This is a genomic window from Streptomyces sp. NPDC055962 (genome assembly GCF_042270185.1).
Classification (GTDB): domain Bacteria; phylum Actinomycetota; class Actinomycetes; order Streptomycetales; family Streptomycetaceae; genus Streptomyces.
Genome location: NZ_JBHJYN010000011.1, coordinates 11,872 through 24,021 on the forward strand (window position 1 = coordinate 11,872; position 12,150 = coordinate 24,021).

Genomic DNA, 12,150 nt, shown 5'->3' on the forward strand with positions numbered 1-12,150 from the left:
GAACGGGGCGTTGGGCGGCTAGGCGGCAGGCGGGGTGGAGCCCGTCGGGTCGTTCACCTCGGTGCGGTGGCTCTCCAGAACACCTGTCCTGTGCCGCTGCACGAACCAGTAGTAGGCGAAGCCCCCGACCGCGACGATGCCGATGAAGACGAAGGCACCCCAGCGCAGGTACCAGTGCTGCGGACCCGTCGCGTTGTAGACCTCGGCACGGGGCCAGGCCAGGTTGAGTGCCATGCCCGCTCCCCAGAGCACGGCGAGGATGTTGATCGGCAGCCCGAACCGTCCCAGGGTGAAGCTGCCTTCGGCCGGATGCCAGGCCCCCCGCAGCCGGCGGACCAGCATGGGCGCCGTGACCATCAGATAGGCCAGATAGATCATGATGACGGCGATGCTGGTGATCACCGAGAAGATCTGCGGCTGGTTGATGTTGATCACCAGGATGACGACCCCCACCACGCCGATCACGACGGCGGGCACCACCGGGGTCTGGAAGCGGGGGCTGACCTTGGCGAGGACCGAGCCGGCGGGGAGGTTGTTGTCCCGCGCCATGGCGAACATCAGCCGGATGCCGGCGGCCTGCACGGCGAGCACGCAGACGGTGATGGCGACGACCACGCACCACAGGAAGATCTCGCCGATGGTCGATCCGAGCGTCTCCAGGACCACGTACTGCAGGCCGCCGGTCGACAGCTCCTTCGCAGCCAGGTCGGGGACCGCCAGCAGCGCGAACAGCAGGATGAGACCGCCGATGAGGAACGACGCGATGAGCGCCCGCAGGATCGCACGGGGTGCGTTGCGGCCCGGATTGTGCGACTCCTCACCGAGCGACGAGGCTGTGTCGAAGCCGTACATCACGTAGGCGGAGGCGAGTGAGGCGGTGAGGAACGCGCCGAAGTAGCCGAGGGTCCGGCCCTCCCCCAGCCCGTACGTGTCCGTCAGGACGCTGCTGGGACCACGGGTGATGTGTGCGGCGAGGAAGATGATCAGGGCGACGGCGGCGATCAGCTCGATGAACACGCCCGCGGAGTTGATGCGGGCCATGAGCTGGACGCCGAAGGCGTTGACCAGGGTGGAGAAGAGGATCAGGACGGTGCCGAGGAGCACGGCGTTCGTCGCCGCGTCGTTCTTGCCGGTGCCGTCGCCGACGAACTGGAACCAGCTGTCGATCTGCGGAAGCGTGATCTGGTAGGCGAGCGCGACGGCGGAGAGCGAGACCATGGTCGCGGTCATCATCATCCAGCCGCCGAGCCATCCGATGTGCGGGCCGCCCATGCTCTTGGCCCAGTTGTAGATCGAGCCGGCCACCGGATAGCGGGCGGCGAGCTCGCAGAAGCACAGGGCGACCATCAGCTGGCCGACGAAGACCATGGGCCAGGACCACCAGTAGGCCGGCCCGCCGAAGCTCACGCCGAAGTAGAACAGCTGGAAGGTGCCGGTCAGGATCGAGATGTAGCTGATGCCCGCGGCGAAGGTGTGGAAGTTGCCCAGGGTCCGCTTGAGCTCGGGCTTGTAGCCCAGCTCGGCGAGTGAGTCGTCGTCGTCGGTGCCGTCGGCCCGGGTGCCGGGAGGCGGGGTGTCCGCCGGGCCGGGGCCCGCGGGGGCGGAGTTGCTCATTCGAACCACCTCTGCGGTCTCGCCGCGGTGTTGCGCCAGATGTGTTTGGCCTCCTGGTACTCCGCGAGACCGGCCGGGCCGAGCTCGCGGCCGACGCCGGACTGCTTCATCCCGCCCCACTCGGCCTGCGGTACGTACGGATGGAAGTCGTTGATCCACACGGTCCCGGCGCGCAGCCCGGCGGCCACCCGGTGAGCACGCTCGGCATCCTGCGTCCAGACGGCCCCGGCCAGCCCGTAGACGGTGTCGTTGGCCAGGGCGACGGCCTCCGCCTCGTCCCGGAAGCGTTCGACGGTCAGGACCGGGCCGAAGGACTCGTCGCGCACGACGGTCATGTCCGGAGTGCACTCGTCGAGAACGGTGGGCAGGTAGTAGAAGCCGTTCCGCAGGGCCGGATCGTCCGGGCGGGCGCCGCCGCAGCGCAGCACGGCGCCCTCCGCCAGCCCCGCGGCCACGTACGCCTCGACCTTGTCGCGGTGCGCGGCCGAGATCAGCGGCCCGCTGCGGGCGTTCTCGTCGAACGGTCCGCCGAGCCGGATGTCCCGGGCGCGTCGCACGAGCTCGTCGACGAACGCGTCGTGCAGGTCGTCCTCCACGAGCAGCCGGGCCCCGGCCGAGCAGACCTGACCGGCGTGCAGGAACACCGCCATCAGCGCGTAGTCGACTGCGGTGTCGAACTCGGTGTCGGCGAACACGATGTTGGGGTTCTTGCCGCCCAGCTCGAGCGCGATCTTCTTCACGGTGGGTGCGGCGGCCGCCATGATGAGCCGGCCGGTGACCAGACCGCCGGTGAAGGACACCATGTCCACGCGCGGGTCCGAGCTCAGCGGCGCGCCGGCGGTCGCCCCGGCGCCGAGCACCAGATTGGCCACACCGGGCGGCAGTCCGGCCTCGGTGAGCACTCCCATCAGGAGGATCGAGGTGTGCGGCGTGAGCTCGCTCGGCTTGAGTACGAACGTGTTGCCGGCGGCGACGGCGGGGGCCACCTTCCAGGCCGTCTGGAGCAGCGGGTAGTTCCACGGTGTGATCAGGGAGCAGACCCCCACCGGTTCGTGGACCACCCTGCTGTCGATCCCGCGGTCACCCGTGTCGACGACGCGGTCGGTACCGCCGGAGGCGACCAGGTTCCCGAAGTAGCGGAAGCAGTTCGCGATGTCGTCCATGTCGTACTCGCTCTCCACGAGCCGCTTCCCCGTGTCCAGGGTCTCGGCTCTGGCGAACGCGTCCTTGTCCCGTTCGAGCAGGTCGGCCACCCGCAGCAGCAGCCGGCCCCGCTCCGCGGCGGGTGTGCGCGGCCAGGGCCCGCGGTCGAAGGCCTCGCGCGCCGCGGCGACCGCCGCGGCCGCGTCGCGCTCTCCCGCCTCGTCGACGACGGCGACCAGCTCACCGTCGGCGGGACAGCGGATCTCACGCGTTGCGCCCTCGAGGGCGGCGCTCCACCGGCCACCGATGAACAGCTCAGGCATGGCGTCCCTCCGGGCTCGCACGAGGAAGGGGGAGGCGGTGTAGCCGACCGTGCCGAGCTCGCCACCCAAAGTAAGCCTCCGTGGGGCCGCTCGCGCGGCAGGACGCCCGTACGGCTGGGTCGCAACGCTGCTCGACACGCCCGCTCCGGGCGCCGCTTTCCGGCCGAAGCCAGATTTTCCCGTTGCATACCACTCGGGCATCAATGCAGGTCAGAAGGTAGTTCGCGGTTGTACCACTCACTTCTGTCCAGATGCCGGACACCGCGCAGGGTGTACGCGCACCGCCTCCGAGCTGCCCGAACGGCCATTCGGTAGGCGGCCGACCCCTCGGCCGGGCCGGAAAAGGTCGATCGATGTGCGGTCACTGCACGGAGGCAGCAGACTCCCCACCGCAACCACCCCCCGAAATCAAGGAGACACACCAATGCTTCACATGATGCGCAGATCCCTTGCACTCGCCATGCTTTCGTCACTGCTGCTCTCCGGCACCGTGGCGGTGGGTGCCGCCCACGCCCTGCCCTCGCAGTCGGCAGGCCTCTACGCGCCGTCGGCCCTCGTCCTCTCGGTCGGCAAGGGCGATGCCGCTTCCGCCACCGTCCAACGGGCCGTCACCCTGAGCTGTGCACCCCGTCCCAGCGGCACCCATCCCTCGCCGGACGCCGCATGCGCGGAGCTGCGGCAGGTCGCGGGCGAGTTCGCGCAGCTGACCACTCCGCTTCCGCAGGGGCGCTGCACGCGCCAGTGGGACCCCGTCGTCCTCTCCGCGAGCGGTGTGTGGCAGGGCCGCGGCGTCTCCTGGTCGACCACCTTCGGCAACGCGTGCGAGATGCAGGCGAGCCTGGCCGAGGGAGCGGTCTTCACCTTCTGACCGAGCGTCCTGCGACCACGGTCCGGACGGCCGTCGGAACGCCCTCCGGCAGGGCTCCGGCCGTCCGGACGACCAGCAGCTTCCTGCGCCCTCACCATGCACGTGGTGAGGGCGCAGCCCGTCGGTGCCGCTGCCCCGTGCGGCCCGGCGGGGCGGGTCGTCCCGAGCCGGGCGGGTGAGGCCACCCGGCGACGACGCCACGCGGCACCCCCCGCACGCCGCCCGCCCGAACTATGGTGAAGAACCAGACCGAGGGCCGACGAGGGGGACGCGATCAACACCGCCGAGAGGGGCCGGCACGCGCTGGACCCCGCCAACGTGAGGAACGCGAAGAACACCATCTTCGAACTGCTGCACCGCGCGGGACTCTTCCAGGGCGACGCCGAGGAACTGATCGCCCTGGTGGAGGCCGGGGCGGTCGCGGACGCGTACGGCGAGGCGGAGAAGGCAGCGGCTGTCCCGGCCGGCAGCGGAGCGGCGTACGCCGCCGGCTGGCAGGACGGAGCACGGGCCGTCGCCGACGAACTCGTCCGCGTCGCCGAGCGCGCCGTCGACCGCGCGGTGGGCGGATCGGCGGGAGGTGCCGTGGGGGGTCACCACCCCGTCGGCAGGATGGACGTGGAGCGTGCGAAGGTCGCGGTGACGCCGCTCTACCTCACCTTCAGCGATGCCTCGGACCTGGATCCGGAGGTGTCGGACGACGTCCTCACGGCGGTGCTCGGCACGATGAGCGTCGTGGGACGGGTCCGCTACGCCGGCCTGCTGGAACAGTTCACCGGCACCCACCGGCAGCGGCTGGACCGGCTGTACACGCAGTACGGGCCGCGCAGCCGCATCGCCGTCCACGGCCGCTACTCCCTCCTCCACTCCCCTTCGAGCATCGCCGTCCTCGAACGGCTGATCAGCGCGCCGTCGGCGCTCCGGGCGGAGTGGGAGCAGGCGGAACTGCCTCCGGCCTGGCTCGAAGGCCTGTCCAAGGCCTGGCACGCGTCGGAGGGACCCGCCGGCTGACACCCGGCCCGGTCGCACGGGGCCGGGTGTCACCCGGTGCCCGGTCGCACGGGGCCGGGTGTCACCCGGTGCCCGGTCGCACGGGGCCGGGTGTCACCCGGCCCGTCGCGCGGGGCCGACCGGACGCGGGCCGCGTGGCGACCGGCGTCGGACACGCCTGCGGCGCGGGTCCCCGTGGCTCCTGGGGAATCCGCACCGCAGACCGGCCGCCCTCAGCTCAGCGGTTCGATCCGGATGTTGCGGAACCGTACCTTGTTCCCGTGGTCCTGGAGACGGATCGCCCCGGCCGAAGGGCTCTCGGGCAGACCCGCACCGGTCGGCCCGTCGATCGCGACGTCGTCGTGGACCGTGCGGCCGTTCCACACCACCGTCACCCTGGCGTCGGCGGTCTTGGTGCCGCCGGCGTCGAAGCGGGCTGCGCGGAACGTCACGTCGTAGGTCTGCCACGTCTCCGGAGCAGTGGCCTCGTTGGTGTCGGGTGCTCTCTTCTGGTAGATCGCCCCGGCCTCGTTCGTGTCGAGGGTGGTGTCACCGTAGGAGTCGAGGATCTGGAGTTCGTAGCGGTCCTGGAGATAGACGCCGCTGTTGCCCCGGTCCTGGCCGGTCACCTCGTCCGGCAGCAGCGGCACCCTGAACTCCAGGCTCAGCTTGAAGTCCTGGTAGGCGTCCTTCGTCCGGATGTCGCCGCAGCACACCTCCATCGACTTCTCGGCGGCCAGGGGCCATTCGAGGTGACGGCCGTCCGTGTGCTGCCACTGCCCCTGGGAGGCGGTGGTGCCGTCGAAGAGCGAGACGGCCTCGCCATGGGGGTGCACGGTGATCAGGTCGAGGTTCACATGGCCGGTGTCACCGGGGTCGAAACGGTACGAGAGCGTGTTGGGCCCGGCGTGCAGGGAGACCCGCTCGGTCCGTGTCGCCCAGGCGTCCCAGGTGCCGGTGGAGGGGAGTTCCGTCTGCCCGTGCTTCTCGCCGTTCACGTGGAGGGAGAGTGACTTTGTGCCCTGGAAGGGGTTCGGCCCGTTCGAGTAGCGCAGGTTCACGTCGTACTCACCGGACTTCGGGACCGTCACGTCGAAGGTCGTGGCGGCCTTGCCCTCCGTGTCGTAGCGGTCGACGAAGCCGCTTCCCGAGTATCCGGTGTGGTCGGTGCGGATCCCCGCCGTGCCGGTGAGCCGGGCCTCCTCCGCCTCGTACAGCGTGGCCGGCGGCGGCTGCTTCCCCGGCAGGGCGTTGAGCGTGTACCAGGCCTCCGTGCTCCACAGCGCCTCGCCGGACGCGGAGGCGAAGGGACGCGGTGAGCGCAGGTGCACGACCCGGCCGGGCTTGAGGCCGTCGAAGCGCAGCTCGACCGTGCGGCCGTCGTCGGCGAGGGTCGCGGAGCGCACGGTGAGCCGCTCCTCACCGATCTTCGGGCCGCCGTAGTCGGAGGTGGGGGTGTAGCGCCACTGCTCGGCCTGGTACCGGGAGGTCAGATCCTGCGCGGTGGCCTCCGACAGGGGCTGGGTGTACTCCAGGTCGAAGCCGCCGGGGACCGCGCGCATCTCCTGGATGTCGAAGGTGTTGCCGCCGTTCGGCGTGAGCTTCTGGAGGCCGAACTTCAGCTTCCCCTCCTGTCCCCAGTTGCCGTCGGCGCCGAGACCGCCCGCGTAGATCGCTCCGTCGGGCCCCTTGGTGATGCGGTTGACGCCGGCCTCGAGTCCCTGCGTGTAGCGGAACACGGCGCCCTGGTACTCCCCCTTCACCTTCTCCAGGTAGGCGCGCTGGAGTCCGCCGTAGGTGACGTCGCCGATCAGCATCTGGCCGGCGAACCGGCCCTCGGTCAGGTACAGCGGCGTGCTGGGCGAGTTGCCGATCTCGTTCTGCGGCAGCCAGAGCACGGGCTGGGTGACGGGCCGGCCGTCGAACCCGCCCGCCGGCTGGGTGTAGTGGTTGAAGAAGCGGTCCTGCTTGATCTGGACGAGCTTCGACGCGGGCAGCCAGCCCCCCTGGTTGTCCGTGGCGAAGAGGGATCCGCCGGGGCCCCAGCCGATGCCGTTCGGGGTCCGCAGACCGCCCGCGATCGCCTGGATCTTTCCCGTCTTCCTGTTGATCTTGTACGTCGTGCCACGGCCCTTGGCCGGCTGGGGAGTGGTGGTCGCACCGCCGTAGTCGATGGCGACGGACAGGTTCACGTAGAAGAAGCCGTCCCGGTGAAGCAGACCGAACGCGAACTCGTGGAAGTTCCCGCCGTACGGCCACGTGGCGACCGTGCGGTACTCGTCGGTGACGAAGTCCTTGTCCTTGTCGACGAGTTGCGTCAGCTCGTGCTTCTGCGACACGTACAGCGACCCGTCCACGTACGCGATGCCCATCGGCTCGCGCAGGCCCTCCGCGACCTTCTTGACCGTCACCTTGTCGCGGCTGGTGTCACCGGTGACGTGGTCGAGGAGGTAGACCTCGCCGGTCCGGTTCCCGGAGCCGCCCCAGGTGGAGAGGGCCAGGCGGCCGTCGGGCAGCCAGTCCATGCCGGTGACCTGCGGTTCGAAGCCGTCCGGGCGCAGGTCGGTGAGGTCGAGGTCGGGTCGCACCGCGGCGAGCGGCAGGCCGTCGCCGGGGCTGTCCGCGCCCGACTCGCACTCCTTGCGGCCCGGAGCGGTCACCCTGACCACCCCGGCGTCGGTGCTCAGGGCCTCGCTCGGCACGACGGCGAAACCGTCCGCGCCCGGCGGCCTCCAGGCCAGGGTCAGCTGCTGTTCACCGCCCCGCTCGAAGTAGTCGACCTTGAACGGATGTGATCCTGCGGTGAGCTGGACGGATCCGTCCTTGGGTTCGGCGCCGTGCAGACCGTCGTGGTCGATGACCTCCCGGCCGTCGACGGTGAGCCGCGAGCCGTCGTCGCTGTTGAGGCGGAAGGTGTAGGTCCCGTCGGCGGGAATCACCAGGTAGCCGGTGGCCTCGGCCACGAAGTTGTCGGCGTAGCCGCCGAAGTCGGCGACCGCGGACCAGTCCACGGTGGGCATCAGCTTGTCCACGTTGGGCGTCTGGCCCGGCTTGAGCGTGCACAGGGTGCTGAGCGGGACCTGGGTGTCGAACACCCGCAGGGTGACGCCCGGCTCCTGGGGCGGTATGTCGGCGGAGAGGGCGGCGGCCGGGGGGCCGGAGAGGGCGCCTCCGGCGAGTAGGCCCCCGACGAACAGTGTGGTGAGCCTTCTTCGGGCACGGGGGAACAGCCGTAATGACATCGGTCCTCCAGCAGGGTGGTGGCACTCCGGTGGGGCTGTACGGATCCGCGACATCGCAAGGGGGCTGCGGTGGCGCCGCCACGCTAGGGGACTTCTGCTGAGAAAGTCCATACTTTGTCATCTGCAAGTCAAAAGTTCCGCCATGCTCTCTCCGAGGAACGTGGCCGGGCACTCCTGGGCGTCCGTATCCGGCACATCGGGGAGTCCCCCTCGTACGAAGCCCGCGGCTCCGCTCCGCTTCCGCCTCGGTGAGGGGTGCTAGCTCTCGTCGCCTGCGACGGACGCGTCCTCGTGCGCCGCGGGGAGGGTGAAGACGAAGCGGGTGCCGGGGGTGTGGTCCGTGTCCAGGGTGATCGTCCCGCCGTGGTACTCGACGATCTTCTTGCAGAGGGCGAGGCCGATACCGTTCCCCGGATAGGTCTCACGGGTGTGCAGGCGCTGGAAGATGACGAAGATCCGGTCGGCGTACTCCGGGCCGACTCCGATGCCGTTGTCGCTCACGGCGAGCTCCCAGCGGGGACCCGTGTCCTCGGGACCGCCGGGGACGTCCGCCGCTTCCCGGGCGCTGATGTGGATGCGGGGCACGACGCCCGGGGCGCGGAACTTGAGGGCGTTGGAGATCAGGTTCTGCAGCAGGACACCGAGCTGGGTCGGGTCGCCGTGGACCGCAGGGAGCGGGTCGTGGGTGAGAATCGCCCCGCTCTCCTCGATGACCATGCCCAGAGAGCTGGTGGTGCGACGCAGCAAGGTCTCGAGCCCGATGTCGGCGTCCTCGGCGTGCAGACGCCCGACGCGGGAGAACGCGAGGAGATCGCCGATGAGGGTCTGCATGCGGTTGGCGCCGTCGACCGCGAAGGAGATGTACTGCCGGGCACGGTCGTCGAGCTGGTCGGCGTAGCGTCGTTCCAGCAGCTGGCAGAAGCTGGCGACCTTGCGCAGCGGCTCCTGGAGGTCGTGGGAGGCCACGTAGGCGAACTGTTCGAGCTCCTCGTTGGAGCGGCGCAGCTCCGTCGCCTGTTCGTCGAGCTGGGACCGCGCGCGGTCGCTGAACTCCAGCTCTCCGGCGAGGCGCCGGCGCATGCCGTCCACGTCCGTCGCGAGCGCCCGGAGGTCGGCGGGGCCCGAGAGGACGATGGAGTGACCGAACGTGCCGTCCGCGATCTTCCGGACGTCCGTGCGCAACTGGTCCAGCGGCAGCTGGACGCCGCGGCGCAGCCCGGCGAAGGCGAGAGCGATGAGGGCGAGGACCACGCACGCGATGATGGTGAAGACCGTGTTGCGCAGGGAGCGCGCACCTTCCAGGTCTCTTCGCGACTGGTCCCGCGCGGCCTCGATGTGGGTCTGCTGCTCGGCGAGCGAGGTCCGCAGGGCGTCGAAGGCGCCCTTGCCCGACTCGGTGCGCTGCCTGGCCGAGGCGACGGGGTCCGCCGCCTCGCTGACGGGGCGCGCGGTGGAGGCCTGCCACCGCTCGGACCGCTCGCGCACCCGGGCGAGGTCGGCGGCCGCCTGCTCGTCGCCCTCGGTCAGGCGCGCCAGTTCCCGGGCCGCGGCCCTCTCCTGGGCCAGGCCCTCCTGGTAGGGCTCGAGGAATGCGCGCTTCCCGGTCATTCCGTATCCGCGGATGCCCGTCTCCTGATTGATCAGGGCACTTTCCATCCGCACGGACGCGATCAGGGCGGGCGACCAGTGATCGGTGAGACGCCTGTTCACGTCGGTGGCGTGGCCCAGGACCCAGACGCCGCAGCCGGTCAGGACGAGCAGGAGCACCAGTGCCGCCGCGGACCCGGCGCCCAGCCAGCCGCGCGTGGTCCAGCCGTCCTGGGCGGAACGGGGCGGCGTGACCGAGGTCTGCTGCACGATGTCGGTCTGCACGTCGGTCCACCCTCCCTGGGCCCGGCGGCGCACCGGGCTGCGCCACCCTATCCGTGAGGACAACCGTGGTTGTCGACGGGGTGCCCCGGCGTCTACGGTGCTTCCATGGCAGTAGAGACGCAGACCGGCACCGAAGAGGAGGAGCTGGCCGAACGGGCACGTGCGGCCGTCGCCGAGGCCGCCCGGCAGCTCACCCTTGTCACGCCGGTGCCGGACGCCGGCGAGGAGGGCCGGGACGAGCCCACGGGCGACGCTCTGGCCTCCCTGCGCGCCCTGGCCTACCTCGGCCGGGCGGTGGAGGAGTGCGCGGCTCTTGCCGCGCGGGCCGCCGCCCAGGAGGGCGCCGGCTACCCCCAGCTGGGGAGAGCCTGGGGCGTCAGCCGCCAGGGGGCCCGCAAACGATGGCCCGGACTCGTCTTCACCACTCGCCCCGCCTCACGCCCGCTACCCCACCACACGACCCGGAGTTCACTCATGAACGGCCTCGCGCCCCGCACCTACACCGTCCTGCTCGTCGAGGACGACATGGCGGACGCCATGCTCATCGAGGAGGCGCTGACCGAGCACGGTATGGCACGCGGGATCCAGCGTGCCGACGACGGGGTCGCGGCGCTGGAGTACCTCCGCGATCCGCGTACCGACCGGCCGGACCTGATCGTGCTGGACCTGAACATGCCCCGCATGAACGGCCGTGAGCTGCTGAACGTCCTCAAGAACGACAGCGATCTGTCGAGCATTCCCATCGTCGTGCTGACGACGTCCGCAGCGCCGGACGACGTCGAGGACGCCTACCGCCAGCACGCCAACGCGTACGTGACCAAGCCGGTCAATCTCGACGACTTCATGGAGACGGTCCGGAGCATCGATTCCTTCTTCCTCGACACCGCCACGACGCTCCCGCCCCACCTGCGCAACGACGGCTGAGCAGGCGGGGCGGGAGGGGCGGGAGGGGCGGGGGACCTCAGATGGTGGCCGCGTCGATCACGAACCGGTAGCGGACGTCGCTGTTCAGCACGCGCTCGTACGCCTCGTTGATCTCGGACGCACCGATCAGTTCGATCTCCGCGCCGAATCCGTGCTCGGCACAGAAGTCCAGCATCTCCTGGGTCTCCTGGATGCCTCCGATACCGGAGCCCGAGAGGGACTTGCGTCCGCCGATCAGGGAGAAGAGGTTGACGGAGATGGGCTCCTCGGGGGCGCCGACGTTCACCAGCGCGCCGTCCGTCTTCAGGAGGGCGAGGTAGGCACCGAAGTCCAGGGGTGCAGACACGGTGGACAGGATGATGTCGAACGTGCCGGCCAGTTCCTCGAAGGTCTTCGGGTCGCTGGTGGCGTAGTAGTGGTCGGCGCCGAGCTTCAGCCCGTCGTCCCGCTTGCGCAGGGACTGCGAGAGCACGGTCACCTCCGCACCGAGCGCGTGCGCGATCTTGACGCCCACGTGTCCGAGGCCGCCCATGCCGAGGACGGCGACCTTCTTGCCGGGTCCGGCCTTCCAGTGCTTCAGCGGGGAGTACGTGGTGATGCCGGCGCAGAGCAGCGGGGCGGCCTCGTCCAGCGACAGGCCGTCGGGGATGCGGACGGTGTAGTTCTCGTCCACGACGATGTGCGTGGAGTAGCCGCCGTAGGTGGGGTCGCCGTTCTTGTCCAGGGCGTTGTACGTGCCGGTGTTGCCCTTGACGCAGTACTGCTCGAGACCGGCCTTGCAGTTGTCGCACTCGCGGCAGGAGTCGACCATGCAGCCGACGCCCACCCGGTCTCCCACGGCGAATTTGGTGACGCCGGAGCCGGTCTCGGTGACGATGCCGGCGATCTCGTGGCCGGGCACCATCGGGAAGATGCCCTCGCTCCACCCGTCGCGGGCCTGGTGGATGTCCGAGTGGCAGATGCCGGCGAACTTGATGTCGATCAGGACGTCGAACTCGCCGACCGCGCGCCGCTCGATGGTGGTGCGCTCGAGGGGTGCCTTCGCGGAGGGGGCGGCGTACGCAGCGACAGTGGTCATGCGGGAATGCTCCTAAGGAGTGGTCCTGTGCCCGGCAGCCTTCGGTCCGGGCACAGCGTCCAGCCTGCCCCACCTGACGGCGTTCACCCAGGCCAC

Annotated in this window: 8 protein-coding genes; 3 read left to right on the forward strand and 5 right to left on the reverse strand. The window is 70.3% G+C overall.

The window, feature by feature from the left end:
• Positions 1 to 18: 18 nt before the first annotated feature.
• Both ACFC51_RS26790 and ACFC51_RS26795 read right to left on the reverse strand, forming a co-directional pair.
• Positions 19 to 1,614, reverse strand: a complete 1,596-nt coding sequence (locus ACFC51_RS26790; RefSeq protein WP_376531224.1) for an APC family permease — start codon at positions 1,612 to 1,614, stop codon at positions 19 to 21.
• On the reverse strand, positions 1,611 to 3,080 hold the full coding sequence (locus tag ACFC51_RS26795) for an aldehyde dehydrogenase family protein (RefSeq protein WP_376531227.1): 1,470 nt from the start codon (positions 3,078 to 3,080) through the stop codon (positions 1,611 to 1,613). The genes ACFC51_RS26790 and ACFC51_RS26795 overlap by 4 nt, the downstream gene beginning before the upstream one ends.
• Before the next feature lie 436 nt (positions 3,081 to 3,516).
• On the opposite strand from ACFC51_RS26795, the gene ACFC51_RS26800 reads away from it, so the two are divergent.
• Both ACFC51_RS26800 and ACFC51_RS26805 read left to right on the forward strand, forming a co-directional pair.
• Positions 3,517 to 3,948: a subtilase-type protease inhibitor gene (locus ACFC51_RS26800; RefSeq protein WP_376531229.1), complete on the forward strand. Its 432-nt coding sequence runs from the start codon at positions 3,517 to 3,519 to the stop codon at positions 3,946 to 3,948.
• Positions 3,949 to 4,266: 318 nt separating this feature from the next.
• The gene (locus ACFC51_RS26805) at positions 4,267 to 4,959 is read left to right on the forward strand and encodes a hypothetical protein (RefSeq protein WP_376531231.1); all 693 of its coding nucleotides are present in this window, start codon (positions 4,267 to 4,269) and stop codon (positions 4,957 to 4,959) included.
• 212 nt (positions 4,960 to 5,171) lie between these two features.
• Here ACFC51_RS26805 and ACFC51_RS26810 read toward each other — a convergent pair whose 3' ends face one another.
• Entirely contained in the window at positions 5,172 to 8,180 is a 3,009-nt protein-coding gene (locus ACFC51_RS26810) for a family 16 glycoside hydrolase (RefSeq protein WP_376531234.1), read from the reverse strand.
• Between the two features lie 258 nt (positions 8,181 to 8,438).
• Positions 8,439 to 10,052, reverse strand: a complete 1,614-nt coding sequence (locus tag ACFC51_RS26815) for an ATP-binding protein (RefSeq protein ID WP_376531236.1) — start codon at positions 10,050 to 10,052, stop codon at positions 8,439 to 8,441.
• A gap of 105 nt (positions 10,053 to 10,157) precedes the next feature.
• On the opposite strand from ACFC51_RS26815, the gene ACFC51_RS26820 reads away from it, so the two are divergent.
• A complete protein-coding gene (locus ACFC51_RS26820) occupies positions 10,158 to 10,976 on the forward strand; it encodes a response regulator (protein WP_376377078.1) in 819 nt (272 codons plus the stop codon).
• 37 nt (positions 10,977 to 11,013) lie between these two features.
• Here the strand turns inward: ACFC51_RS26820 and ACFC51_RS26825 are convergent, their stop codons facing one another.
• Positions 11,014 to 12,054, reverse strand: coding sequence for an NAD(P)-dependent alcohol dehydrogenase (locus ACFC51_RS26825; protein WP_376377080.1), 1,041 nt, complete (start codon positions 12,052 to 12,054; stop codon positions 11,014 to 11,016).
• Between the last annotated feature and the right edge of the window lie 96 nt (positions 12,055 to 12,150).

Bases quoted from the DNA above. Each gene is read 5' to 3' on its own strand.
- ACFC51_RS26820 (WP_376377078.1), top strand. From the start codon at position 10,158: ATGGCAGTAGAGACGCAGACCGGCACCGAAGAGGAGGAGCTGGCCGAA.
- ACFC51_RS26790 (WP_376531224.1), bottom strand. From the start codon at position 1,614: ATGAGCAACTCCGCCCCCGCGGGCCCCGGCCCGGCGGACACCCCGCCT.
- ACFC51_RS26800 (WP_376531229.1), top strand. From the start codon at position 3,517: ATGCGCAGATCCCTTGCACTCGCCATGCTTTCGTCACTGCTGCTCTCC.
- ACFC51_RS26825 (WP_376377080.1), bottom strand. From the start codon at position 12,054: ATGACCACTGTCGCTGCGTACGCCGCCCCCTCCGCGAAGGCACCCCTC.
- ACFC51_RS26795 (WP_376531227.1), bottom strand. From the start codon at position 3,080: ATGCCTGAGCTGTTCATCGGTGGCCGGTGGAGCGCCGCCCTCGAGGGC.
- ACFC51_RS26810 (WP_376531234.1), bottom strand. From the start codon at position 8,180: ATGTCATTACGGCTGTTCCCCCGTGCCCGAAGAAGGCTCACCACACTG.